17 protein-coding genes are annotated in these 25,909 nt (G+C 50.3%); 13 read left to right on the forward strand and 4 right to left on the reverse strand.

What is annotated here, in order from left to right; translation table 11 throughout:
- Nucleotides 1–169 precede the first annotated feature (169 nt).
- Together AC0YN4_RS13075 and AC0YN4_RS13080 are read left to right on the forward strand one after the other, a co-directional pair.
- The gene (locus tag AC0YN4_RS13075; RefSeq protein ID WP_475835973.1) at nucleotides 170–955 is read left to right on the forward strand and encodes a phospholipase D-like domain-containing protein; all 786 of its coding nucleotides are present in this window, start codon (nucleotides 170–172) and stop codon (nucleotides 953–955) included.
- Nucleotides 956–1,121: 166 nt separating this feature from the next.
- On the forward strand, nucleotides 1,122–4,268 hold the full coding sequence (locus AC0YN4_RS13080; protein WP_475835974.1) for a PAS domain S-box protein: 3,147 nt from the start codon (nucleotides 1,122–1,124) through the stop codon (nucleotides 4,266–4,268).
- A 90-nt stretch (nucleotides 4,269–4,358) separates the two neighbouring features.
- Here AC0YN4_RS13080 and AC0YN4_RS13085 read toward each other — a convergent pair whose 3' ends face one another.
- Together AC0YN4_RS13085 and AC0YN4_RS13090 are read right to left on the reverse strand one after the other, a co-directional pair.
- Nucleotides 4,359–4,946 (reverse strand): PDDEXK family nuclease, encoded by a 588-nt coding sequence (locus AC0YN4_RS13085; RefSeq protein ID WP_475780158.1) that lies wholly within the window; start codon nucleotides 4,944–4,946, stop codon nucleotides 4,359–4,361.
- 404 nt (nucleotides 4,947–5,350) lie between these two features.
- Nucleotides 5,351–6,160, reverse strand: a complete 810-nt coding sequence (locus AC0YN4_RS13090) for a helix-turn-helix domain-containing protein (protein ID WP_475835975.1) — start codon at nucleotides 6,158–6,160, stop codon at nucleotides 5,351–5,353.
- Between the two features lie 142 nt (nucleotides 6,161–6,302).
- On the opposite strand from AC0YN4_RS13090, the gene AC0YN4_RS13095 reads away from it, so the two are divergent.
- The 5 genes from AC0YN4_RS13095 (at nucleotide 6,303) to AC0YN4_RS13115 (ending at nucleotide 12,628) form a co-directional block, all read left to right on the forward strand.
- Complete coding sequence (locus AC0YN4_RS13095; RefSeq protein WP_475780160.1) at nucleotides 6,303–7,112, forward strand: phytanoyl-CoA dioxygenase family protein; 810 nt, start codon at nucleotides 6,303–6,305, stop codon at nucleotides 7,110–7,112.
- A gap of 154 nt (nucleotides 7,113–7,266) precedes the next feature.
- Entirely contained in the window at nucleotides 7,267–8,013 is a 747-nt protein-coding gene (locus AC0YN4_RS13100; protein ID WP_475780161.1) for a phytanoyl-CoA dioxygenase family protein, read from the forward strand.
- A 58-nt stretch (nucleotides 8,014–8,071) separates the two neighbouring features.
- On the forward strand, nucleotides 8,072–8,920 hold the full coding sequence (locus tag AC0YN4_RS13105; protein WP_475780162.1) for a helix-turn-helix domain-containing protein: 849 nt from the start codon (nucleotides 8,072–8,074) through the stop codon (nucleotides 8,918–8,920).
- A gap of 195 nt (nucleotides 8,921–9,115) precedes the next feature.
- The gene (locus AC0YN4_RS13110; RefSeq protein ID WP_475835976.1) at nucleotides 9,116–10,255 is read left to right on the forward strand and encodes a metallophosphoesterase; all 1,140 of its coding nucleotides are present in this window, start codon (nucleotides 9,116–9,118) and stop codon (nucleotides 10,253–10,255) included.
- Nucleotides 10,256–10,324: 69 nt separating this feature from the next.
- The gene (locus AC0YN4_RS13115) at nucleotides 10,325–12,628 is read left to right on the forward strand and encodes an alpha/beta hydrolase (protein WP_475835977.1); all 2,304 of its coding nucleotides are present in this window, start codon (nucleotides 10,325–10,327) and stop codon (nucleotides 12,626–12,628) included.
- Nucleotides 12,629–13,043: 415 nt separating this feature from the next.
- Here AC0YN4_RS13115 and AC0YN4_RS13120 read toward each other — a convergent pair whose 3' ends face one another.
- Both AC0YN4_RS13120 and AC0YN4_RS13125 read right to left on the reverse strand, forming a co-directional pair.
- Nucleotides 13,044–15,722, reverse strand: coding sequence for a DUF5722 domain-containing protein (locus AC0YN4_RS13120; RefSeq protein WP_475835978.1), 2,679 nt, complete (start codon nucleotides 15,720–15,722; stop codon nucleotides 13,044–13,046).
- 543 nt (nucleotides 15,723–16,265) lie between these two features.
- Complete coding sequence (locus AC0YN4_RS13125) at nucleotides 16,266–17,285, reverse strand: LacI family DNA-binding transcriptional regulator (RefSeq protein WP_475835979.1); 1,020 nt, start codon at nucleotides 17,283–17,285, stop codon at nucleotides 16,266–16,268.
- Nucleotides 17,286–17,404: 119 nt separating this feature from the next.
- Between AC0YN4_RS13125 and AC0YN4_RS13130 the strand changes: the two genes are divergently transcribed.
- From AC0YN4_RS13130 to AC0YN4_RS13155, 6 genes are all read left to right on the forward strand, one after another.
- Nucleotides 17,405–19,210, forward strand: coding sequence for an L-fucose isomerase (locus AC0YN4_RS13130; RefSeq protein ID WP_475835980.1), 1,806 nt, complete (start codon nucleotides 17,405–17,407; stop codon nucleotides 19,208–19,210).
- A gap of 33 nt (nucleotides 19,211–19,243) precedes the next feature.
- Entirely contained in the window at nucleotides 19,244–19,672 is a 429-nt protein-coding gene (locus AC0YN4_RS13135; protein WP_090982927.1) for an RbsD/FucU family protein, read from the forward strand.
- A 106-nt stretch (nucleotides 19,673–19,778) separates the two neighbouring features.
- Nucleotides 19,779–20,915, forward strand: a complete 1,137-nt coding sequence (locus tag AC0YN4_RS13140; RefSeq protein WP_475780168.1) for a GerAB/ArcD/ProY family transporter — start codon at nucleotides 19,779–19,781, stop codon at nucleotides 20,913–20,915.
- Entirely contained in the window at nucleotides 20,866–22,290 is a 1,425-nt protein-coding gene (locus AC0YN4_RS13145) for a spore germination protein (protein ID WP_475780169.1), read from the forward strand. Before AC0YN4_RS13140 ends, AC0YN4_RS13145 begins: the two co-directional genes overlap by 50 nt.
- The gene (locus AC0YN4_RS13150) at nucleotides 22,287–23,429 is read left to right on the forward strand and encodes a Ger(x)C family spore germination protein (RefSeq protein WP_475780170.1); all 1,143 of its coding nucleotides are present in this window, start codon (nucleotides 22,287–22,289) and stop codon (nucleotides 23,427–23,429) included. Before AC0YN4_RS13145 ends, AC0YN4_RS13150 begins: the two co-directional genes overlap by 4 nt.
- Before the next feature lie 161 nt (nucleotides 23,430–23,590).
- Nucleotides 23,591–25,780, forward strand: coding sequence for an alpha-galactosidase (locus AC0YN4_RS13155; RefSeq protein ID WP_475835981.1), 2,190 nt, complete (start codon nucleotides 23,591–23,593; stop codon nucleotides 25,778–25,780).
- Nucleotides 25,781–25,909 lie beyond the last annotated feature (129 nt).

A 25,909-nucleotide genomic window follows, 5' to 3' on the forward strand; every position in this document is an offset into this window, starting at 1 on the left:
TCGTATCCTATAATGGCTTCGCTTTAGTATGAAGATCGGCTGGGATTTTTATGCAAATAGAAGGGTCAGCACTGTATTAGGTAGGATTAGCTGCAACGGTTCGTTGGCTGATAATAGCCGCTTCGTGGTAGACTAGGATAAAACGGGTAAATGAAGGAGTCTCTTCAGCATGAAAATCATGAAATACATCCTTTCCGTTATTATTCTGGCAGCTTGTGCTGCAGTGGGCGTTATCTATGCTTCTTCCTCGTCCTCCCAGCCCGCTACCGTGAAAAATATCGAAGCGGAATGGGCTTTTACGCAGGATGGCGGGCAGCCGGATCAACTGCTTATAGGCGTGATCAATGACGCAGAAACCTCTCTTGATATCGCGATCTACAGCTTGACGAAACCGGACATCGTCGATGCGATCAAGAAGGCTAAGAAACGCGGAGTTAACGTTCGGATCATCACCGACAAGACGCAGTCAGGCGGCAAAGCACAGAAGGAAGCGCTCAAGCTGCTCGGCAGCGCGGGCATTCCGATGAAGGTCAACAAGCACAGCGGGTTGATGCATTTGAAAATGACGATTGCCGATGGCGCAATAGCGACGACAGGTTCGTTCAATTATTCGAAATCGGCAAGCACCGACAACGATGAAGTGCTGATGGTGCTTCGAAACAGCGAGGTTGCACAGTCCTTCGCAGCGCAATTTCAAGAGATGTGGGAGGACACGGGTGGGTTTCAAGCGATAACGCCGATTATCGCGGAGGATGCACTTGAAGTTACATCTCCGTTAGACGAAGCAGAGAATTCCGCCGTTACTCAAGATGCAAAATCAGCATCAGACAAGACCGTTGTTTATCGGAGCTGCGCTGCCGTCAAGGAAGCCGGCAAAGCCCCGCTGCGCAAAGGCGATCCCGGCTACAGTACGAAGCTTGACGGAGATCGCGACGGCATTGCTTGTGAGAAATAGATCGGAGAGAGCCCGCCTCGTTGCGGGCTTTTTTGATGCTTTTTTCCTCGACATAACTCGACAATATTTAAGCTTTCGCTTAGAGGATTTGCCCGAACGAATGTCGAATAAATGCTAAAAGAAGGATAAATATGTTTACGACTTACAGCTGGGGAGTTGACTGCCAATGAAAACCATTCTTCACAAAAGAATCAAGCTCCATATGTTAAACAGCAGACTCCGTATGCTAGGTGTCGTTTTCGTACTCATCGTTGGTGTTTTCTGTACAGCTATCTTCTCCTACTTCGAGCAGGATCATCAAGAACGCGATATTCATAATCAATTGGAACAAACGATTCGACTGCAGCAGCAGTATATTGATAAATGGATGTCCGACCGCATGTCGGAAATGAGTATGATCGCCAGCCTGTCTGCTGTGAAGAAATGGGAGCTTACTGAAATTGCTTCTGTTCTTAACTTATCCCAGAGCAAACATGCAGAATTTAAAGCGATGGGTTTGATCGATAATGAAGGCTACAGCGCTTTATCGAAGAGTGATTTGAATGTGAAGGACCGTCCTTATTTTATCGCTGCACAGCAAGGCCAAGAGTCCATATCAGATGTGATTGTATCAAGGAAGGATGGCAAGCGGATCATCGTGTTCGCTGCTCCTGTACTAGACGCGAATCAACAGTTCATTGGCGTTGTCGCGGGTACGGTTGATCTCACGACAATCGAGCATTTAATGAAGCAATTCGTGTACGGCAAGAGTGGACAAACCTATCTGGTCGATTCGGATGATCAATTAATTACGGGCGCAGGCGCAGGAACGGTTGAATTCGATTCGAAGGCGATTGATTCTGCCATCGTAGACAGGGCAAAGACGAGCAGCAAGTCCAAGTCAGCTTATACGAACTACCGTGGTGAAACCGTCTATGGTGCGTACACTTATGCGAATAACGGCAGATGGCTGGTAATTGGTGAAGCGGCCAAGGCAGATGTATTTGCTTCGCTCTATACCGAACTCAAATATACGAGTCTATTTATTCTAATCGCGATGGCGGCAGCGGTGTTCATCATGTTTCGAACGGCCAGGAAGATTACAGATCCGCTGAACCATTTGCTAACAGGCGTGAAACAGATCAAAGAAGGCGGATACCATTACCGCATCGAACCGGAAGTATTCAGAAACGCAACGCTGGAGTTTCAGCAGCTGTGCAAATTGTATAACTCCATGTCGGATACGATTTTGGAACAGATCGGGGCTCTCAGTACGGAACGAAACTTTGTCTCTTCGATCATCGAGACGGCTGCTTCTCTTGTTGTCGTCATCGATCCGGATGGTCATATCATTCGGTTTAATCAAAGCTGTGAACAAATTACAGGTCATGACTCTCAAGAGGTTCAGGGGCGTTCGATCTTTGATTTTCTGGTTCCGATTGAAGAACAGTCGGCTGTCCGCGTGCATTTCTATAACCTGATAAGTGCGAACGGGAAGATTCGTCATGAGAATCATTGGCGGACACGGACCGGAGAGCTTCGGCTGATTGCTTGGTCCAATACGATTCTGAAAGGGCAGCAGGGCGAGCGTGATTCGATTATAAGCATCGGCATTGATGTTACGGAGCAGCGTTCGGTTGAGCAGGCAATGATTGAGAATGAAGAACGGATTCGATTGCTGGTCGGGTCGATGGACGAAGTGGTGTCTACCTTTGATAGGGAGTTGAAGCTCACGGGCATATACGGCAGATCGATGGATTCGATTATCCATGATCCGCATGCATTCTATTCCGGCAAAACCATTCATGAGCTGCTCAATGCCGACAACGCATGTCTCCATGAAGAAGCTCAGCAGAAAGCGCTGCTTGAGAGACACACCGTGCTCGACTGGTCGATCAGCTCGCCAACAGGTTCTACCTATCATCAAACCTCGTACTCGCCTTTACGTGATAACGGCGGCCAGGTGAAAGGTGTCGTCTCCGTCAGCCGAGAAGTTACGCAGCTGAAGCTAGCAGAAGAAGCGTTCAAGGTGACTCAGACCCGCTTGAATAATATTTTGGAAAGTATTACAGATGCTTTTATAGCACTGAACAATGACTGGACGTTTTCTTACGTTAATAGTGAAGCTGAGCGAATTCTTGGCAAGAATCGCGAGAACATTATGGGCAGACTGCTGTGGGACTGTTTCCCTAAGATCATCGGAACTGCCATATTCAGCTCGTATCGCGAAGCGATGGAGAAGCAGCAGCCCATCTTTACGGAGGAATATCTTCCGTTCTTGCAAGCGTGGTATGGGGTGCATATTTATCCGTCTAAGGATGGACTCTCTATCTACTTCCAGAATGTGACCCAGCGTAAAGAACTCGAGCATGCGGCAAAAGAGAGCGAATCGCGACTAAGCACCATTATCGAAACCGTCCCGAATGCGATTGTCGTCGTGGATGGATCCGGTCAAATTACGATGGCCAACCAGATGGCTGAGGATATTTTCGGACTAGATAAAGATGCGATACTCAGTCGGACTTACGCGGACGATGCTTGGGTGTTGTACGACTATAGCGGAAATCTGATGCCGAAGGTGGATTATCCGGTTGCACATGTGTTTCGCACGGGGCAAGTCGTATCCAATTCCGAATTCGTGTATAAACGGGCCGACGAGTCCACGGTCATCGTATCCTGTAATGCTGCGCCGGTTCTGGACAGTCGCGGGCAGATTACAAGCGTGCTGGTTTCGTTGTCGGATATCACCAGCCGAATTGCCGTGGAATCCAAGCTTCAACTGGCTAACGAGGAGCTGAAGAAGCTGTCTTCCATGGATGGGTTGACAGGCGTGTACAACCGCAGATATTTCAATGAGCAGCTGCGTGTGGAGTGGGAGAAACATGTGGTTGATCGAGCGCCATTGTCGCTCATTATGCTGGATATCGATTTCTTCAAAAGCTACAATGACACTTACGGTCATCAAGGCGGCGATATGTGCCTCAAGACAGTCGCATCCGAAATTCGGGATGCGCTCCTGATACCGGATTCCTTCATCGCTCGTTACGGCGGCGAAGAGTTCGGCATTGTGCTTCCGAATACAACGAAACAAGAGGCGGCCGAATTGGCGGAGCTCGTGAGGGTACGCGTGGAGAATAACCGCATCCCTCACAGCAAGTCGACCGTGAGCAGTTATCTGACAATCAGTTTGGGAGCGGCGACGTTGATCCCAACTTTCGAACAAGACGAAGAGATGCTTGTGGCCTACGCCGACAAATGCCTCTACGAAGCGAAGAAGACACGTAACCGCGTCGCGGTTTATGAACAATTGGAAGCATCCATGTCTGAAGGATGATCGGTTGAACAAAGAAAGCCCGGGTTCGGGCTTTCTTTGTTTTCTGAAGGGGGCGGCAGGTGGTATAGCTGTTACGAGTTATGGGGTGCATCAGACTACGACGGACCAGGTTTTGCAACAGATTTCGAGCGCTTCGGAAGCTAAATGAAGCATAACATCCCTAGGTCGTATTGGTTTGGTCAACTGAAGCGCAAACCGAAGTACATCCTTTTCGTCGGCTGGGAGTAACTCCGGTGAATTCGGACGAATCAAGTAAGGTCCGATGACCAGCTGCAGCAGCATACGGCAGACATCTGGACGTTTCTGTACATCGTCGAATGAAAAGTGGATCATTTTCCAGCCCATTCCTGTGAGATAAGTATCTCGATTGAGAGAATAGCTGAAACTATCCCGATCCATATCTTTAATATGACTTTGATAACCGTCGCATTCTAAGCCAAAACGTCCGTAAGGCGGGAGGAACGCGAAGTCAAGAAACTGAGACTTGCGGTTCCAATCATGAATTTCATATTCCGGATGCAAGTGATCGAAGCTGCCGAAGAGCGGCCACCAAACATTTTGCAGCAATAGTTTTTCCGCATATTGATGCCCTCTTAATAATCTCCCTCTACGCTCACCAGATCGTCTGGACAGATGTCGTTCCAGAAACAGTGCATGCTCTTCTTCAAAGTCTGGCATGTTAACCACCTATTCCTTTCTATTTCCATAATAAAATAAAAAAAGAACGCCCCATCGCCGCACTCGGCTAAATAGGACGTTCTTCGTCTAGGGAAATTATAGCACATGACAGCTGGCAAGAGGAATGAGTGATTTAATACAGTCATTGTCTCTCGCAAGCAGTCTCGCAAGCAGTCAAAAGTTGCAGTTTCTGCAACATTTAGCTCACCGTGAAGGAGTTTCGAAGCGAATGTTGTAAAAAATGCAACAATAATAATGGAATGTAACCTCTAGAGGGGAATAGATAGAAAAATGTTGTATTTTCTGCAACAAATAGTAGTTTTCAGCTACTTTAGCGTATTATTGTTGCAGTTTATGCAACAATCTGAGGTTGATGCGAAAGCTGGTGCCCCGAGCTCGCATAATCACAACTCGCGGTTCTTATACGCTCGTGGATTCATACCATACCGTTTGCGAAATTGGCCGGCGAAGTGGTTGTAGTTCTGGAAGCCGACATCGAGCGCGACTTCGGAGGCTTGACGGTCGGTATGCTCCAACAGGAGGGCAGCCTGGCGGATGCGCATGTCGTTAAGTGAGTCAACGATGGATGACCCTGTGGATCCCTTATATAAGTGGGACAATCGTGATGGCGATAGACCGACTGCCCGAGCTAGCTCATCGATTCGAATGGGATCCTGCATACGCGAGGAGAGCAAATGTTGGATCTCATCTATACGGGGATCCACTTTCTTGGATAACCGCTGAGCCAGCAGCAGCAGGATTTCGCGCATAGTACTCTCGCATAATTCGTTCCAGTACAAGCTGCGCTCGATGGAATCGGAGATCAGCCGATTGAATGCTTGATGGATGCGAGTCCTTGCCACGTTGCTATCGATCGCATGAATAAGCAGCCTCTCGCTTGGGAGCAGACTAGTCTCCATGAACCGCGGCGTGAAATGTGCCCATACGAAATTCCAGTTGCTTCCTTTACGCGTGCCATATTGGTGCGGTACACCGGGATGCATCAAGGTAACATCGCCCGTCTGGCAGAATCGTTCCTCTCCATCAATCAGAAAATAACCTTCGCCTGCAATCGTATAGGTGATGAGCCAATCCCCCATCCCTTCCGACCGTTTAATGGAGTAGTTGTCAGGCTGTTGAAAATGGTTGGCGATAACCATATTTCCGCCTTGTTCCCTGATGTAGGAAGGCAATTCGGGTCCCTTTGTGCTCATGTCCGGCTCACTCCTCTGACACTCATTATAGCAGGATAGTAGGAATTATTAGCAACATTCTTACTTCTGCATAACCGCAAAATTCTCTACAATAAAGATACAGTGATGGACTGTCATCATCTACTTATTAGGGGGAAGAAGAATGTCAGAAGCTTTGCGAGTTCTCACGCCGGAACAAAAGCAGCAATTCGATAAGGAAGGTTATCTCATTGTGAAGGGGTTGTTCGCGCCTTCACATCTTTCTGAAATTGTAGAGACCTTCGATACCATGAGTCACGAGACGATTCCGGGTTATTTTGAGCCTAACCTTGAGCCGAATGTTACCGATCCGCTGCAGCGTTTTCCGCGTGTCATGCATCCGCATCGTTACAACGATACAGCGATGAAATATATGCTTCATCAACCGGTTATGGAAGTGCTGGCAGATCTATACGGCGAAGAGGCGTATGCAGCACAAAGTATGTTTTACTACAAGCCGCCGGGCTCCAGAGGCCAGGCGCTTCATCAAGATAATTTCTATTTGCAGGTCGAACCCGGCAACTGCATTGCCGCATGGACGGCAGTCGATGATGCCTATGAAGACAATGGCGGCCTGCTAGTTGTTCCGAAGACGCATGCACATGAAATTTCATGTCCGGATCAGGCGGATACGAATGAATCCTTTACGACCCACTACGTGAAACCGCCCAAAGACGGTGTTGTCATGCCGGTCATCATGGAGAAGGGCGACGTGCTATTCTTTAACGGCAATTTGATCCACGGCTCCTATCGGAACAAGACGAAGGACCAGTTCCGTCGTGCATTCATTTGCCATTATGCGAATTCTTCCGCAAGCCGGATTAATGTGCATTACAACCCGCTCTATAAAGCAGATGGAACGAAGGTCGAGCTGGAAGGAAATCCGGATGGCGGTCCGTGCGGCGTGGAAATGGGAGAATTTACGTATCATTAAATGAGCTGATAATGCGAGCCGCAGCACCGGATGGTGATGCGGCTTGTATGGATTGCCGAAGATATGCATAGTTTATCGGTGAAGATGCGAAGCGGATGGATGGCGAACCGAGCGATAATAGATCCATAGATCATATCGCTAAGGAGGCATTACAATGTCCAATATCGCAAACGGTCGATTGACACAAGCAGAAGTGGATTTTTACAATACAAATGGGTACTCGCTGTATAAGAACCAAGTATTCGGTGCGGAGAAACAAGCAGAATTATCCGCTATCTTCGAAGAACAATGGGAGCTGGTAGGACGTCGTCTGAACAGTGAGCTCGACACGCCGCATTTCCGCGACGAGCGTCTCTTGAAGTTTCTGCTAAGTGATGAAGTGCTTGATTTGGTAGAACCTATCCTTGGACCGAACATCGGTCTGTGGTCGAGTCACTTTATCTGTAAGGAGCCGCTTATCGGCAAACAGACACCTTGGCATGAAGATTCCGCGTATTGGAAAGGCCGTCTGAGCCGCTATGACAAAATCGCTACCGTATGGCTCGCGATTGACCGCAGCTGGAAAGAGAATGGCTGCATGCGCGTTATTCCGGGTACACACAGCAACGGTTTCTCCGATTACGAAGACATCGATACCGATGACAGCATCTTCACAACGCAGATCAAGAACATTGACGAATCCAAAGCCGTTTACTTCGAGCTTGAGCCGGGACAATGCTCGATTCACGATTCGCGGATCATTCACGGCGCAACACCGAATCCAAGCCCGTTCCGCCGTTGCGGATACACCATGCGTTACTTCTCGACCGAAGCTCGCGTCATTCCGGAGAAGAACCCGAACTTCAAGATTTGGCTTGCTCGCGGCAAAGATATCGCAGGAAGCGACTTCGTTAACGTATAATACGGATAACGGTTTAAATACCATACGAACAACAACAACAGGCGAAAGGTAGAGTGGGATGACCGTCTATAAAGGCCCAGAACGATTATTAAACGACAGTTATATGACTTTGTCTGCTCCCTTCCGCCTCTTCAAGCATTCCATTGACGGATTGATCGATACGCATTGGCATGAGTTTTTTGAAATGGGCTTTGTCGTATCGGGAAGCGGTACGCATGTGCTGAATGGCGTGCCTACTCGGCTTACGAGAGGCTCGGCTTTTCTACTGACTCCAGCGGATTTTCACAGCTTAAAGTCCGATCCGGGAGAGACACTCCAGCTGTACGATTTTATTTTCAAAGAACAATTCATCCGTGAACCGCTCTTCGAGCTGTTGTTCGGTCCGAATACGGAGCATACGTACTGGTATGTCGGTGAAGAAATTGATGCAATTGAGCGGGAGTATGAACGCATTTGGGATGAGACGCTGAACTGGCAAGCGGGCAGCGATTTGCTGATTCAAGGCAGCGTAGAGCGCTTGCTCATTGACCTGTCACGCAAATGCAAAGGAACTCAGCCGACGCAGACTGCTACGCCTGACCCTATGCAGCCGGTTCAATCATCCGTGCGCAAAGCGCTGATTTATATCCAGCATCATTTCCGCGAGGCTATCCCGCTCGAGGAAGTGGCGTCCTATTGCGGATTGTCCGCTAATTATTTTAGCGAATGCTTCCGTAAAGGGACAGGCTCCACTTTCCAAAGCTACGTTCAGGAGCTAAGGCTGCAATTTGCCAAGTCGCTGCTTAAGACCACACAGCTGCCTGTCACGGAAATTTGCTTCGCTTCCGGCTTTAATACGCTGCCGCATTTTGAACGTGCCTTTAAGAAACGGTTCAGCTTGCCGCCAAGACTATTCCGGAAACAATAATATAATAGCTCGGTATCACCCGGTCCGGCTCTCGCCCCCCAGCAGAGCTTGGCCGGTTTTTTGCAATTATCGGAAGTTAGTGGCAACTAGAGTGAAATCGCTATTTGCGCGTGGAATCGGTATACTGATAGAAATGGGTTAAAGAGAATCATAGAACGATGAAATCGTGGAGAAGCTCCATGCGGGGGAGGCATTATGGCAGTCAGATTGACCATTATTTTATCCATATTTCTAGGCTTGCAGGTTTACATTGGATGGCATTTGCAGTTATTTATTTCAGTAGCAGGCGGGAATGTACCGGGGGGGTTGTTTTGGCCGGTATTTGGTATTATCGCATTCTCTTATATCCTCGCGAGGCTGCTTCGCAAAGCGTTACCCGGATTTATGGGAGAAGGTCTGAAATGGATCGGTTCCTATTGGATTGCAGTGATGCAATACAGTGTTCTGTTGCTCCCCTTCGCCGATTTGGCTGCATGGGGACTTCGCGCAGCTTCATTCTCGAATAGAGATTCGATTCTCATAACCGGTGGGGCAGTGATTGTGATTGTTTTGGTCATTCTGGCAGTGGGCTCTTTCCACGCATGGAGTCCGATTGTTCGGCGTTATGAGGTTACAATTCCGAAGGAGGCAGGGAATGGACAACCGCTTCATATTGCTGTTGCTTCGGACCTTCATCTCGGGTCGACAGTACGCGGAAGGCATTTGCAGCGTCTTGTGGATCAAGCGAATGCGCTAAAGCCGGATATTATGCTGCTGCCCGGCGATGTGCTGGATGATGCTGTAGAGCCGTTCGTTAAACATAAATATGGACGCAAACTGGCGGAAATCAAAACCCGATACGGCATATTCGCTATTCTGGGCAATCATGAGAATTATGGCGGCGGCGTGCCCGTCTATGTCAAAGAAATGAAGGATGTTGGCATCCCGGTGCTGCTTGATGAAGCACAGCTCATTGACAATCGATTCTACCTTATCGGGCGCAAGGATAAATCCGATCATAATCGAAAGCCTGTGGCAGAGCTGATAGAGGGATTGGATCACGCATTGCCGGTTATTGTTATGGATCATCAGCCAAGCTCAATCGGTGATCTAGCCAAAACAGGAGTAGTAGACCTCTCTGTGCATGGACATACGCATCGTGGTCAGATGGCACCGAACCATTTGGTGACCAGACGGATTTTTGAGCTGGATTACGGTTATTTGCTTAAAGGTCAGCTGCATGCATTTGTTTCTTCGGGTTTCGGAACGTGGGGGCCGCCAATTCGAATTGGCAGTCGGAGCGAGATTTTATCGATCAAGGTGAATTTCGAGAGTCCCGGCAATGACAACAAATAGCTGTTGGTTGAGGCTCAAATGCGGCGTATAATCGAGATATAATCTATGAATCCGAGGAGCCAGCCATCTATGGAACTTGAACTCATAACGCCGATGCCGGCGCCTCCAGCGAGAGAGAGCTTCTTGAAGAGACTTGCGAGTTGGCTGCTGGATCGGGCTAAACATACCTTTTCTTATGACACTACAATTTGGCGGTACGCGCTAGTTGGCGTTTGGATCGTTTGCAGTACATTACTTATTATTGCAGCACTAGGGATGCCGACAGGGATTGGCGTCCTCTTCGACTGCGTGCTTATCGTACTGCTCGGCGTCATCGTTATAGGCGCAGCAGGTGTGATAGGCGCTTATTTGCTGACACTTTGCTATGTACCGGTTCCGCGACTGACGCTGGCCGTGTTCGCGGCTACGGGTACGATCATGTATAAGATCTGTGATGAAGCGGATATCGGGGATCCGTTATCCATTATTATGAGTGTCAGCTTTGCCTTGATCGGCGTGTTAGGCGGACTGTTTATCGGTGTGCTTGCAAGCCGCCGGATCGCGGTGCTGGTGAAAGTAACGTTGGTTATTGCCATTACGCTGGCCGGATTGACCTTCGATAAGTGGCCGATGAATGTACAGTCTGCTGCACTGCCTGTAACTGCCTTGCCAGCTGACGATTCAGGTTCACCTAATGCCGGATTAGAACTGCTGCAGGCCGACAATCCGGCGGAGACCGGACTTTACCGTGTCCGTAGTTTCACCTATGGCAGCGGGAATGATACACATCGCGACGAATTCGGCTCAGGCGTTGATCTGACATCGCAATCCGTAGATGCATCCCCATATATCAAACGCTGGAATTGGCTGCGCCATTTCTTCTGGGGATTCGATCAGCAAGAGCTGCCCCTGAATGGCCGCGTATGGATGCCTGAGGAGAAGGGGAATTATCCGCTCGTACTCATCGTTCACGGTAATCATCTGATGGAGCAATTCTCGGATGGCGGATATGAATATCTCGGTGAAATGCTTGCGAGCAGAGGATTTATCGCAGTCTCGGTTGATGAGAATTTTCTGAATTACTCCTTCTGGGGCAATATTCCAAACAATGATATGAAGGTTCGGGCATGGATTCTGCTCAAGCACCTGCAGCAAATTGCGACGTTTAGCGAGCAGAAGGATAATCCGTTCTATCAAGCGGTTAACTTGCAGCAAGTGGCGCTAATCGGACATTCCAGGGGCGGACAGGCCGTTGCCATGGCGGCTGACCGCAACAAGTGGTTTAAGGATGACAAAACGTTGGCCAGCATGAAGAACATCAACATTCAGGCCGTTGTTGGCGTAGCGCCGACAGATACGAATGTGGATAAGATGAAGGCTGAGTTGAAGGATAAATATTATCTGTCCCTGCAGGGAGCGAGTGACGGTGACGTGGACACCTTTAACGGCGAACGACAATATATTCGAACATCGTTCTCTCCTGGTTCGGATCGCTTCAAGGCGACGCTCTATATCGGGGAGGCAAACCACAGCCGGTTTAATACGGACTGGGGAACGATGGACGACAGCCTGCCCGGCGGCCTGCTGCTGCGCAGAAGCGGGATGATTCCGGCAGAAGATCAGCGAGAAATCGCCAAAGTCTATATTAGCTCTTTTCTGGAAGCAGCGCTGTATGGGAAGAAGGAATATGAGCCGCTGTTCAGCGATTATCGCACAGGATTAGAGTGGCTTCCGCAAGCGACGTATATCAATCGATACGAAGACAGCAGCTTCTTACCGCTCGCTCGAATGGATGAAGACTATGACAAGTCCAAGATGAGCGGTGGAGTGAAGGCCAAAGCGGACAATCTGCAGTGGTCCGAAGAAGGGGCAGAGGATCGAGACGGTAATAAGAAAGGCTCCCGCGGCGTCGTGCTTCAGTGGAAAGAAGAGGACGGAAGCTTTACGCTTGAGCTGCCGGATACAGTCGGGGAGCAGGTCGGTGAAGCGGGCGAGGACAAGCAGCTTATCTTCTCCATGACGAATCTGGAGCAAGACTTGACGGATGGAGATGAAGGTCTCGATATCCCGCTTCCTGACATCGATGTCGAGCTGAAGAGCGAGGATGGCGCAACGGTTCGCCTGCCGCTGGATGAATTCAAGCCGGTTACACCGCTGCCTTATACGATATTTACGCGGTTTCCTTGGCTCGAGAAGACGATTAAGAACGGCAAATACAAAGTGCCTACCGAAGCGGTATTTCAGACGTACAATTTGCCATTCGAACGCTTCGAGGAAGCGAATCCGGATTTCGACCCTGAGGAGCTGACGCAAGTTACTTTCTATTTCACGAGCGATCAAGGGAAAGTGATGATGGATGATATCGGGATCAGCGATGAAGTGTCGGTTGAGTAAGGAAAAGGTCATCCCGTACATCTACTGGGTGACCTCAGGCTGTCGAGATAGTCTCGACAGCCACTTCTTCGTCGATACAACATGAACAAAAAACTTTAACGGTTGTCAGCGTGGCTATTTCATGAAAATGAGCCCCTTAGAACGGCTAACGGTTGTGACAGACGTTATCTGCAGTAAAATGGTCGATTCCTAGTGGAAAACGTGCAAATAAGTTCGCTGGCAACCGTTAGAAAAAATAATGGGTAGATTAATGCCGATTAACCACTCTCACAACCGTTAAAGTTGGAATGCGGCAAAGCATGTGCGTCATCGCTCGCGAAAGTACGGAACATAAAGCAGATTGCCCCTCGCCCCTCGTGACAACAAAAGGTCACCCAGTACCTACCGGGTGACCTTTTGTTATCTAACCCTAATCCTAAGAGCTAAAACCAATCTGATCCACCTGGTAGTACGCATTCCAAATCGAAGTAGAATTGGCGCTGTACCAGATTTTGATTTTGTCGATGCTGCCTTTGTATGCCCAGCCGCTGAGATCCATCGAATACTTGTTCCAAGTATCGGGCGTCATTGTCGCTTTCCCTTCTATAATGTTGCCGCCGCTGTAAATCCGAACGGTCACATTATACTGCGTGGCCCCTGGGCAAGCTCCATATGAATCTAAAGCAAATTGGAACTTAGGTGTGCTCGTCACATTGATAGGCGAAGAGAACACTTTCGTGATGCCTTTCTCTGCCCGAGCTCCGCCTTCACCATCGCCGGTCGTCGCGTTGTTGAGGTTAATCTCGAAAGCTTTTGAACCGCTAAACGGAGTACCCGGGCTGTTGGCGAAGCTGGATACGGTTGCCGCCGATTGTGAATATTCAGAGATGGCCCAGCCATCGGCAGAGGATTCGAAGGTAGACACGTTAGCAGTCGGCGTGATTGAACCCACAGACGAGAGCGTACCGACTGCAGGAGGCGTCCGATCGGCCAGCAAGGAGGCGTTGTAGCCCGGGATAACAGTAGCCCAGTCCGTAATGCCGATAATCGCTTTTGCAAAATCGGTTACCGTCGCAGAATCACTCGTATCGATCTTCTGGAACACATTGTAGATGTACTTCTGATCCTTCGGCGCATATAACACCGATTTGGCCGTATCTCGTTTCCATAATCCGAGGTTCAAGCCGCCTTCGCCGCCATGATCGACATGGCGATGCAGGATGAAGGAGTCGATGCCGCCAAGGAATTTCGCTTTGTAGTAGGAGTAGGCGTAAGCGGCAGCTTGCGTTTTCTGATCCGCCAATGAGTTGCTGAGGGAGTGGAAGCCTTGCTCGGACAAAATAATTCTCCGCTTATTCCCGCCATACAAATAGTTCGCCGCTCCGATGTAATTGGTCAACACTTGCAGGTTCTTGAAGTTGATTCGAACGGAGTCTGAACTGTTCGTCACGCTCGTATCGTTCCAGATCGTCGGATCGAACAAATCCTCCGGATAAGGATGGTACGCGATATTCCAAGGGATGTTCCCCTCCGCAGTAATTCGTTTATTGAATTCATCCATGATCCCTTTGCCTTTGTAAGTGCGAAGTGCATCAGATCCAACGCTTCCGTTCCAGAAATGATCGAGGGAGATGTAGGTTCTGGCATTGGAATAGTACTTCTTCACTGCAGTCTCCGCAATACGATAAGCCCGGGCGTACTGCTCTACGAAGTCTTGCAGCTGCTTGTTGCCCATGTCGTACCAATAGGCTTGAGAGTTAACTTCGTTCCCGACGATATAGTTAACAGCTCTGCCGTATAACTCGTCACTTCTGGTATATCGGCTCGCGAGGAACTCGGCGCCTGCTTTCCAATATCGGACGCCATCCGCATTGGTCGTATTGATTGCCGCGACAGTGCCGCCGGCATAATCGGGATGAAGGAGCTTCGAGTTAATCGTCCCCGCTGCGTTGTACATGATGAGAATGAGGCTGACGATGACATCATCATCCGACAATGTCTTGATGTCATGGTCAAGCCCATTAATGTAAGATTGCTTGAAATAATAAGTAGTGCCGTCCATCACGAACGGAATGGCACCTGTTGCGTTGTCTAGGAACAGCTCGTTAAAAGACACGTTCAGTGCCGCATGGCTGATGCCAAGCTTCTGCGCGTCATCGACCGTTTGCACCTGCAGTCCTTTGATCGAGCTTGCCGTTGGAAAAGCAAAGGTGTTGACGGAGGCTGTCTGCTGCGTGACATAAGTAGGACTGGCTACGAGTTTCTTGGTGGTGTGGTTGATGACGACGAACTTGGAGTAGGCTTTGTCGCGGGAGGAGGCATATCGTGCGGTGGAAAGTGAAAAGCTGGCAACCCCGCCGCTTGGCGTTACGGTTTGTGTGGCATCAGCCGTGTAAGTTGTATTGATATTGTATTGTTCGTAGGTCTGGAGCTCGATGAGGTCAAGTTGAACGGAGGAAGCGGTGTTGTAGGTTCCGGCAGCTGTGATCTGCGTAGAACTAGCGGATAGTGAACTTATGGAGCCCGGATAAGCAGCAGGGTAAGCAGAGAAGCCGATATTATCCAGCTGATGTTTGCCGGTCCAAGCGGATGTGTAGGTTACAGAGCGGTAGGCAACTTCGATTTTCGAAATGCTCGTTCGGTAGGCCCAATCACTGAGGTCGACGCTGAGCTCATTCCAGGTGTCACCGGCGATGGCTTGCGTGGAGACTAAGGTTTGAGTGCCGCTAGTGAACGTAATCCTTACTTCAAACTGAGTATGCGATGGATTAATGCCGTAGGTGTTGAAAGCGCCGTGGAAGTACGGAGTTGCGGATACGTTGATGGCAGGGGAGAAGTTCTTGTAGGTCGATCGCCACGTCGTTCCCGCTGCGGATGCGGTTGTCAGCTCGCCCATACGGTTGCCGCCGTATGGTGTTTGCGGACCATTCAGGCTGCTTGTTACATTCGATAACCCGGTGACGTTACTGCCCCATTGCCAGCCATCGGTCCCGGATTCGAAGCTTCCGATATCCGTCTGCAGCACGGCCGCCTCGGCCGTCTTGGGACCCGGAATGAACGGAATAAGAACCGCCAAGCAAGTCATCCAAATCATCCAACGTTTAACTCTCTTCATAATTAACCTCCTTTATAGGTATACTTGCATATACTAATATATACTTTAAAGGAGGGGTTTTCAATGATGAATTCAACGATTTGAAGAGTTTATTCAAGATATAACGAAGGTTTGATAAAAGTATACTTTGGAGATAATCGACGGTTTTTCGCAGCATCCAGCAGCAAATGTTGATTTGCGCAAGTCTCGAGAGCCGTTGGTTGGCCTTTCCCACATGAATAAAGTCTAACGGTTGTCAGGGTGGCTATTTCATGAGAATCAGCCTGTTTGAAACTCTAACGGTTGTGGCAGACGTTATTTGCAGCAAATGGGGCGGTTCCTAGTGGAAAACGTTCAATAAGCTCAGTGGCAACCGTTAGAAATGAAAATGGGTGAATTTATGCTAAATAAGCGCTGTCACAACCGTAAGCATCGGCAATGCGACAAACGCATGCGCTCAACGAGGAGGAACAGCACATTATCCGTTCCGGAAGCCCAAAAAGCCGACGCTGTAACCAACGTCGGCTTCTCGCGCGCACGGTCGCCATGTTACTATGGCAAACTCTAATCCTGTTTCCTCACGGACCGCCGCACAATTAGCTCCGCCGGCAGCATGACCCGCTTCCACGGTGGCGCACTGCTGCGCTCTTGAATACGCTCAATAAGCATCTGCATCCCAAGAAAACCGAATTGATAAGCTTGCTGCGCAGCCACGGTGATGAACGGATCCATTTCGGAGTTCAATCCGAAATCATCGAAGCAGACAACCGATATATCCTCCGGTATGCGCAGTCCCCTGGCGCGCAGCAGCCGAATGAGGACGACTGCCAGGACATTGTTGCCCGCCATAATGGCAGTGGGCATCGATTCACCGGCCATACTGTCTATCCATTGCCCCATGGCCTCGACATCCAGATGCGGTCCGAAGGTTGTTTCATGGACATCCTGTTCGCGCAGCGTCAGATCGTTCAGCTTTATCGCTTCTTGAAAACCTTGCAACCGGAGCCGAGCGCTCGAGATGGAAGGGGAACCGTTCACGAGTGCGATACGACGATGACCTTGCTCCACCAGATGTTCTACCAACGAACGGGCTCCATCCCTGCTGTCGCCGAGCACGATATCGCAGGCGATGCCGGGAACCTCGCGATCTAGAAGAACGAACGGCACATTGTGCTTGCGCAGCTGCTCCAAGTGAGGGAGCGATGGATCGCCTGTCGGCGCAAGCAATGCCCCATCTACCCGTGTTGTCAGAATGGTGTTGATATAGTCCCCTTCCTTATCCATGCTCTCGTCGCTGTTGCCAAACAGCAGGCGGTAACCGTGTTTGCGCGCAGCATCTTCTGCGCCGCGTGCGAGCGTCGTATAGAAGGGGTTCATAATATCCGTTATGAGCAGAAACAAGATGCGGGTTTGTTGCAATACGAGGCTTCGCGCCATTTGATTAGGCACATACCCCAGCTCTTCCATCACCTTCTTCACCTTCAAACGGGTTTTCTCGCTGATCTTGCCAGTGTTATTGATAACTCTCGAAACAGTCATCGCCGACACATTCGCTTGTGCCGCAATATCATAGATTGTAACCATGCTGGACGTACTCCTTATCGACAAATCATGCACTAATAGTATACAAGAAACGGATTGACAGCAAGCGGTTTCATTGTTATTTTAATGTTATCGGTAACATTATTTATCATTCATGGACAATGGAGGGGTTAGCTGTGGCAGATATCCGCACTCGATTTGAATCCTCATTTCCCAAGATCGGGATTAGACCCGCAATTGACGGCAGACGCAAAGGGATCCGCGAGTCGCTTGAAGAGCAAACGATGGAGATGGCGAGATCGGTAGCAAGACTATTCTTGGAGAATCTGCGCTACCCGAACGGGGAACCGGTGGAATGCGTAATTGCAGATACATGTATCGGCGGTGTGGCGGAAGCTGCGGCTTGCGGCACCAAGTTTGCACGTGAGAATGTCGGGGTTTCCATCACGGTAACACCTTGCTGGTGTTATGGCACGGAAACCATCGATTTGGACCCCTCGATTCCGAAAGCGGTTTGGGGCTTTAATGGGACAGAGCGTCCAGGTGCGGTATATCTCGCAGCCGTGTTGTCCGGTTACGCACAGAAAGGACTCCCCGCGTTCGGCATTTACGGCAATGAAGTGCAAGATACCGGCGATACCTCGATTCCTTCAGATGTACGCGATAAATTGCTCGGATTTGCACGTGCAGGACTTGTAGTTGCTTACATGAAAGGAAAGACCTATCTGTCGATGGGCTCGGTTTCCATGGGGATTGCAGGCTCCATCGTCAACGATGCGTTCTTCCAGGAATATCTCGGCATGCGTACCGACTATGTGGATATGACAGAGTTTGTCCGCCGCATGGAGCAAGGCATCTATGATCCTGCCGAATACGAGCAAGCGCTGGAATGGGTGAAGAAGAACTGCGTGGAAGGCCCGGACAACAATCCGGATTCCATCCGAACTACCCGTGAACAGAAGGATAAGGATTGGGAAACGGTTGTCAAAATGACGCAGATTGCCCGTGACCTCATGGTCGGCAATCCGCGCCTCGATGAGCTCGGGTATGGCGAGGAAGCGCTTGGACATAATGCGATTGTTTCAGGATTCCAAGGGCAGCGGGCGTGGACGGACCACTTCCCGAATGGTGATTTCATGGAGGCAATCCTGAATTCCTCCTTCGACTGGAACGGCATCAGGGCACCTTACATCGTCGCTACAGAGAATGACAGCTTGAACGGCGCAGTGATGCTGTTCGGAACCCTCCTCACGAATACGGCTCAAATCTTCGCCGATGTGCGTACATTCTGGAGTCCGGATTCCGTTGAACGCGTGACAGGCCACCGTCTGGAAGGCCATGCCGAGAACGGCATTCTGCATCTGATTAATTCCGGACCGGCAACGCTTGACGGTACGGGGCAGCAAGAACGAGGCGGCAAGCCGGTGATGAAGCCTTTCTGGGAAATCAGCGAGGAGGAAGCACAGCGCTGCTTGGATGCAACCTCATGGCGTCCGGCTTCCTTGGAATACTTCAGAGGCGGCGGCTATTCGTCGGATTATTTGACTCGCGGCGGCATGCCGATGACGATGTCCCGCATCAATCTGGTGAAGGGGATCGGACCGGTTCTCCAAATCGCCGAAGGATATTCCGTAGACCTGCCTGAGCATGTGCATGATACGCTCGACAAACGGACGGACCCGACGTGGCCGACAACTTGGTTTGCACCATCCTTGACAGGCAAAGGCGCGTTCCGCAGCGTTTACGACGTGATGGACAACTGGGGCGCAAACCATGGCTCTATCAGCTATGGCCATATCGGCGCGGACCTGATTACACTTGCTTCCATGCTCCGTATTCCGGTCAATATGCACAATGTGCCTGAAGAGAACATATTCCGTCCGCGCGCTTGGTCGCTGTTTGGTACGGACAATCCGGAGAGCGCGGACTACCGTGCTTGCAACAATTTCGGAGCGCTATACAAATAAGACATCCACTACCCTACCTTAGGAGGATCACTCATGCTACACGGAATCCCTAACATCATCTCACCTGAATTGCTCAAGATCTTAATGGAAATGGGACACGGCGACGAAATCGTCATCGGGGACGGCAACTACCCTGCAGCCAGCAACGCACAGCGCTTGGTACGCTGTGACGGCCATAATGTGCCGGAAGTGCTGAACGCTATTCTGCAGTTGTTCCCGCTCGATCAATACGTCGAGAAGCCGGTGACGCTCATGCAGGTGGTGCCGGGCGACAAAGCGGAAACGCCGATCTGGGGTACCTTCGAAACCATCATTCGTGAGCGCACAGGCAAAAGCGAGACGTTCGAAATGATCGAACGCTTCGAGTTCTACGATCGCGCGCGCAAAGCCTATGCGATCGTTGCTACAAGCGAAAGTGCCTTATATGCCAATCTCATTCTCAAGAAAGGCGTTATCGCCTAGCTTGCCTGAACCAACCGATCGCCCCGATGTTTAATCGGCGGCGGTCGGTTTTTTTGTGCGCAATTTGGTAAAACTATGCCGAAATGGAAGGAGGCTCCGATACCACATGAAGGAGAAATCACTCGGCTTCTGGCCGGTATTCATGATGCTGACCTTATCGGTCGGGCTTTCATCTCATGTTATCCTGCTGCCTACGGTGCTTGAAGTTTCCAGCAGGGATGCATGGATGTGCGGCATTATCGCTTTCGTTGTTCTCGTACCATGGGCAACGGTTTTCATTACCGGAACGATGAAGCGAACCAAACAAATTAATTTACGGAAATGGCTGCGAACGCGATTATCCCCATTCGGAGCGTGGGTACTTATTTCGCCCGTTATTCTCCTTCTCCTGCATACCAGTTTTCAATCGTTTCTTCAAACGACCTCTTGGACTTCCTCCACGTATTTACCGGAAACGCCGCAGCTTGTCGTGATGATTTGTTTCATGACACTCATTGGTTTTGCGGTTTGGAACGGATTGCGAGCCATTGCCTACATGTCGTGCTTGCTGCTGCCGGGAGTCGTCATTCTGGGCGATTTTGTCATGAGCGTCAATATGCCGAACAAGAACTATGCGCTCCTGCTTCCGATGGTGGAGAAGGGGTGGGGTGCTCCGCTGCACGGAGCCGTTTACGCCGCCAGCTGCTTGATGGAACTGTTCATGCTGTTGTTTCTTCAACATTTCTTCAGCGGCGTCATGAAGAATTGGCAGCTGCTCCTGCAGCTTGGCTTTATTATGCTGCTCATGCTTGGTCCCTCTATAGGTGCCATTACCGAGTTTGGCCCTGAAGAAGCAGATAAACTGCTTTACCCCGCATTCGCGCAGTGGAGGCTCGTATCTATAGGGAAGTATGTCGAGCATGTGGATTTCTTCGCGATTTATCAGTGGATTTCCGGGGCATTCGTACGGATCTCGCTTGGTATGGCACTTGTAATAGAGTTAATCCCGCTGCGTAAGCCGAAGGCTCGGTTGACCTTCATAGTAACGTTAATTTTGATCTATATCGTGCTCGGCAAAATCCTCTTAGGACATTTAAACGCTGCACAGTCGATCATCCAGCTTACTTTTATCATGGATATTGGCATTGCTGTATTCGTGACCACGGGATTATGGTTGTTATCGTTCAAAGGAGTTCCGAAGGAGGGCGGCCTTGATGAAAACCCAAAACAACCAGCTGAAGCAGGAGCGGCAAATAACCTCTGAATGGCTGGTTGAGGCAATCAGCAGCTGCGGAGATGTGGAAATCCACCATTTGCAGCGCGAGCTGGGCATGACCGGGGAGCCCGAACATTTTACAATGATGTATTCCGGCGGGTTGATTGATACTCATCTTTTGCAGGACCTGCTGGGCTCAGACGGAAGCCGCCTGCAATTAGATCCGGAGAAGAGCCCGCTAATCATGAAATTAGAACCGGGCCCGGAGGGAATGAAGCTGTTCGATCGTTTGTTCTCCGGACACGTGATTATTTGGAAGCAGGAAAGCGGACAATTCTATGCCATCAATTGTTCGCATCAGCCTGGACGAAGCCCGGAAGAGTCCACGCTGGAATTGTCGGTGAAGGGACCACGCGATGGGTTCGTCGAAGAGATCGTAACTAATTTGGCACTGATTCGCAAACGACTGCGCACACCGAAGATGCATGTAGAGTGGTTCACCATAGGAACGGAGACGCAGACGAAAATTTGTTTGCTATCCATGCAAGGCGTCACTTCGCAGAGCGTCATTAATGAGGCCAGAACGAGATTGAAGGGAATTCATATCGCCGCCTTGCATGGAGCCGGAGAGCTGGAAGATATTATCTCAGACCGATCCATCGCGCTCGTGCCGCTTATCGAATACGTAGGCAGACCGGACTTCGTCGTCCAGTCCTTGATGAACGGACGCGTGGCTATTCTTGTGGATGGCAGCCCGGCAGCATTGATCGCCCCGGTTAATGTTTCCTTATTGGTCAAATCCCCGGAGGATGCGTATCAGCCGTTCTACTTCGTCGCCTTTGAAAGAACATTGCGATTTATCAGCTTTTTCATAGCCGGCACGCTTCCCGGCTTCTGGCTGGGATTGCTTGCCTTCAATAATGATCAAATACCGTTTGCGCTGCTTGCCACGGTAACGATGTCCAGAATTGGATTGCCTCTCAGTCCGCAGATGGAGTTGATTATGATGATGCTGATGTTTGAAATGTTCCGTGAAGCCGGTGTACGACTGCCGAGGGCGGTCGGTCAGACGGTTACGGTTGTTGGAGGGCTCATTGTGGGTGATGCTGCCATACGAGCTGGTTTAACGTCACCAACCATGCTGGTCATTACAGCTGTAACGGCCGTTTCGACGTTTACGCTCGTAAACCAATCACTGAACGGGTCAGTCACCGTCATTCGTTTTTATATCATTGTGGCCTCCGCGTTTCTGGGGCTGTTCGGTTTCTTTATTTCGCTGTTTTCGGTGATGCTCTATTATTGCACGCTGGAGTCGTTTGGGATGCCGTTCATGAAGCCGATTGCCCCTTTCCAGTTTAAGAAGATGCTCTCCGCGATCTGGCAGTTGCCTTGGAAATACCGCGCCAAGCGAAATCTGCCATGACTAGGCTAAGCAAGGCGCTGCTGCAGTTGCTGTCAACGCTGTTGCTGACCTGCATGCTGAGCGGTTGCGGAGACACGACCGATCTAAGCGCGCAAGCTTTTGTCACGGCAATGGGAATTGATTATCAGGATGGGCAGTATGTGGTACATGTGCAAACGCTGGACTTCTCTTCGATAGCAAAGTCAGAGAGTCCCAAATCCATGAAGCCTTCCGTTTGGGTAGGAGTTGGCCGCGGGAAGAGTGTCCACACCGCAACCAATCAAATTGCCATATCAACGCAAAGCACGCTTAATTTCGAGCAAGTGAAAGTCGTTATCGTTCGTGAACCGGCGATGGTTAAGATGAATGAGATCTTGGATGCCGTGAATCGCGTTCGCGTCACCAGATATACCTCATGGATCTTTGGAACGCGAGGCGACATGATGGAATTGCTGACCTCGAGTGCTTTCTTTAATCTGTCTCAGTTGTACAGCCTTATGTACAGTCCTCAGACTCAGGCGAAACAGAGCAGTTCCGTGCCTCCGGTTACGATGCAGACTTTCGTTGCGGATTATAACGAGAAGGCGGTTACGGCACTGCTGCCCAGCATCGGTGTGACGCAGGATACTTGGCACGAGAATGCTAAACCGATAACCGTGCAGGAGCTCGATGGCGTGTTTGCGTTCAAAGGCAAGAAGAAGCCGCTCTACTTGCCCTTAAAGCAATCGTTAGGTGTTCGGTGGTCGAGTAATAGTTTTAAACGAGCCATTTATGCGGTGCAGAACAAAGGGGATGGCACTGACGTCGTTACGATCAGGAAAATGAAAGTGAAGAAAAAAGTAAAGATGATGAATGGGCGACCGACGTTCGAGCTGCAGGTAAAAGCAAAAGGTGAATTGAGTGAAATGGGCAATTCGCTGTCGATTCCGCAGCTTGAAGGACAGATTCGCGAGATCATCCGGGCTGAGATTAAGCAGACTTACTTGGCCGGAGTTAAACAAGGCGCAGACCTGCTGAATTTAGAGGAGGTGCTGTATCGGTACCATCTCCGTCAGTGGAAGAAGACAGCGTCAGCCGAGAGTTGGCATCCAGGCGAGGCAGATCTCAAGGTAAGTGTAGCTTTCAAAATCGTGCATGCAGGCGTTTTTGAGATGAAGTAGGCGTAAGGGGGGAGTTAGAATCCTACATTCATCCATATGACGGCTAAAAGCATCCATGTAGTACGGGATCATAAGGCCCTATACTGGTAGACGACTACGGTTTAGTCGTTTCGAACGAACTCTAAGGAGAGTCGTTTATTCCATATTGGGGAGAGCTGCATATGTCGATTATTTTCAATTCCGCTACCAATCTCTTTCACCTTCAGACCCGCTCCATGAGTTATATTTTCCAAGCGTTGGAAGGATTCCCGACACATCTCTATTGGGGTCGCAAGCTCAATAATCCGGATGCTTCGCGCCTATTGCAGCGCATGGAACGGTGTTCGTTTAGTCCGAATCCAATTCCGGAGGATCGTACAATTTCACTCGATACACTACCGCAGGAATACCCCGGCTATGGTTCAAGCGATCTGAGAAACCCGGCCTATGCGGTGCAGCTTGCCAACGGGACAACCGTAACGGAGCTGCTCTATGTCTCGCACCGCATCGTAAACGGCAAACCGGCGCTTGAAGGTCTGCCTGCTGTTTACGCGGAATCGGCTGATGAAGCACAGACGCTGATCGTCACATTGGCGGACAAGCTTGCAGGACTTACGGTAGAGCTATCCTATACGGTCTTTGAAGCGTTTGATGCGGTCATTCGCTCGGCTCGTATTGTGAATGACAGCCCATCTGTTATGCAGTTGACCAGAGCGCTGAGTGTTAGCGTCGATCTGCCGCATGATGGATTCGAGCTTCTGCAGCTCTCCGGCACTTGGGCACGTGAGCGTTATATTCATAAACGCGCGCTTACGCCCGGCGTTCAGGCTATCGAGAGCCGCCGCGGATCAAGCAGCCACGCCAACAATCCGTTCTTCGCGCTTCTTGGCGAAGGGGCGACCGAGGATCAGGGGGACGTGTATGGTTTCAGTCTGGTTTACAGCGGCAGCTTCACGGCTGGCGTCGAGGTGGATCAATACCACACGGCACGCGCTTATATGGGGATTAATCCGTTCGATTTCTCCTGGCGGCTCGAGCCGGGCGAAGCGTTCCAGACACCGGAGGCTGTTATGGTCTTCTCCTCGGCCGGACTTGGCACGATGTCCCACACGTATCACGAGTTGTACCGTACGCGGCTGTGCCGCGGTGATTTCCGCGATGCGATAAGACCTATCCTGGTCAACAATTGGGAAGCAACGTACTTTAAGTTTAATGCCGACAAGATCGAATCCATTGCGAAAGCAGGCAGCGAGCTCGGACTTGAACTGTTCGTGCTGGATGACGGCTGGTTTGGCAAGCGCGATAGTGACAATTGTTCGCTCGGAGATTGGATCGTCGATCCGAAGAAGCTTCCGCAGGGCTTGGAAGATTTGGCTGAGCGGGTACGCAGCCACGGTCTGCAATTCGGTCTGTGGTTTGAGCCGGAGATGGTCTCGCCGGACAGCGATCTTTATCGTGCGCATCCTGACTGGTGTTTGCACGTGCCTGGGCGTCGCCGCTCTGAGGGAAGAAAGCAGCTCATTCTCGATCTCTCACGCGCGGATGTTCAAGCTTACATTATTGAGGCAATCGGCTCGATCCTGAAGAGCGCGCCGATTACGTATGTGAAATGGGATATGAACCGCAATATGTCGGAGATCGGCTCGGCGTTGCTGCCGGCGGAACGCCAGCGTGAAACGGCACACCGTTACATGCTTGGGCTGTATAACGTACTGGAACAAATTACGACCGCATTCCCGCATGTTTTGTTCGAGAGCTGCTCCGGCGGTGGAGGCCGCTTCGATCCCGGGATGCTGTACTATATGCCGCAAATATGGACAAGCGACAACTCCGATGCGATCAGCAGGCTGAAGATTCAATACGGCACCAGCATCGTTTACCCGATCAGCTCGATGGGCGCCCACGTATCGGCATCTCCTAATCATCAGGTTGGCCGTGTAACACCGCTGAAGACGCGCGGGGATGTGGCGATGTCCGGCAATTTCGGCTATGAGCTTGATTTGACTGCATTTACGGAAGCGGAGAAGGAAGAGGTCAAACGCCAAGTTGAGCTGGTGAAGGAAGTTCGTGAGCTGGTGCAATACGGTACCTTCTACAGGCTGCTAAGCCCATTTGAGGGCAATGAGACGGCGTGGATGTTCGTGTCGCCGGATCAGCGGGAAGTGCTGGTCGTCCATGTTGTCGAGCTTAATGAGCCGAACGCGCCGCTTAACAGACTGAAGCTCAAAGGACTGCGCAGTGACTATAGCTATGAATGGATCGGAACGGACGAGGTGGTAGGCGGCGACGAGCTGATGTATGCCGGTGTAGCCAAATCCATCCCGCATAGCGATTATTTCAGCACGGTCTATCGATTCGCGGCACGAGAATAGATTCCATGAAGATCTACTGCTATTCCTCCAAAACATATACAAACGATATACGTTTCTAGGGCTATTTGACGGACAACCTCATATTCTCCTGCATATGATAGATTTGTAAGCGCAATACGAAGGGAGAGT

The organism is Paenibacillus sp. J22R3 (assembly GCF_056269305.1).

What these genes read in the sequence shown, in the direction of transcription:
- AC0YN4_RS13140 (WP_475780168.1), top strand. Translation starts at nt 19,779, where the DNA reads ATGAAGGAGAAATCACTCGGCTTCTGGCCGGTATTCATGATGCTGACC.
- AC0YN4_RS13095 (WP_475780160.1), top strand. Translation starts at nt 6,303, where the DNA reads ATGTCAGAAGCTTTGCGAGTTCTCACGCCGGAACAAAAGCAGCAATTC.
- AC0YN4_RS13100 (WP_475780161.1), top strand. Translation starts at nt 7,267, where the DNA reads ATGTCCAATATCGCAAACGGTCGATTGACACAAGCAGAAGTGGATTTT.
- AC0YN4_RS13115 (WP_475835977.1), top strand. Translation starts at nt 10,325, where the DNA reads ATGGAACTTGAACTCATAACGCCGATGCCGGCGCCTCCAGCGAGAGAG.
- AC0YN4_RS13135 (WP_090982927.1), top strand. Translation starts at nt 19,244, where the DNA reads ATGCTACACGGAATCCCTAACATCATCTCACCTGAATTGCTCAAGATC.
- AC0YN4_RS13075 (WP_475835973.1), top strand. Translation starts at nt 170, where the DNA reads ATGAAAATCATGAAATACATCCTTTCCGTTATTATTCTGGCAGCTTGT.
- AC0YN4_RS13085 (WP_475780158.1), bottom strand. Translation starts at nt 4,946, where the DNA reads ATGCCAGACTTTGAAGAAGAGCATGCACTGTTTCTGGAACGACATCTG.
- AC0YN4_RS13105 (WP_475780162.1), top strand. Translation starts at nt 8,072, where the DNA reads ATGACCGTCTATAAAGGCCCAGAACGATTATTAAACGACAGTTATATG.
- AC0YN4_RS13145 (WP_475780169.1), top strand. Translation starts at nt 20,866, where the DNA reads ATGAAAACCCAAAACAACCAGCTGAAGCAGGAGCGGCAAATAACCTCT.
- AC0YN4_RS13090 (WP_475835975.1), bottom strand. Translation starts at nt 6,160, where the DNA reads ATGAGCACAAAGGGACCCGAATTGCCTTCCTACATCAGGGAACAAGGC.
- AC0YN4_RS13120 (WP_475835978.1), bottom strand. Translation starts at nt 15,722, where the DNA reads ATGAAGAGAGTTAAACGTTGGATGATTTGGATGACTTGCTTGGCGGTT.
- AC0YN4_RS13130 (WP_475835980.1), top strand. Translation starts at nt 17,405, where the DNA reads ATGGAGGGGTTAGCTGTGGCAGATATCCGCACTCGATTTGAATCCTCA.
- AC0YN4_RS13110 (WP_475835976.1), top strand. Translation starts at nt 9,116, where the DNA reads ATGGCAGTCAGATTGACCATTATTTTATCCATATTTCTAGGCTTGCAG.
- AC0YN4_RS13125 (WP_475835979.1), bottom strand. Translation starts at nt 17,285, where the DNA reads ATGGTTACAATCTATGATATTGCGGCACAAGCGAATGTGTCGGCGATG.
- AC0YN4_RS13155 (WP_475835981.1), top strand. Translation starts at nt 23,591, where the DNA reads ATGTCGATTATTTTCAATTCCGCTACCAATCTCTTTCACCTTCAGACC.
- AC0YN4_RS13150 (WP_475780170.1), top strand. Translation starts at nt 22,287, where the DNA reads ATGACTAGGCTAAGCAAGGCGCTGCTGCAGTTGCTGTCAACGCTGTTG.
- AC0YN4_RS13080 (WP_475835974.1), top strand. Translation starts at nt 1,122, where the DNA reads ATGAAAACCATTCTTCACAAAAGAATCAAGCTCCATATGTTAAACAGC.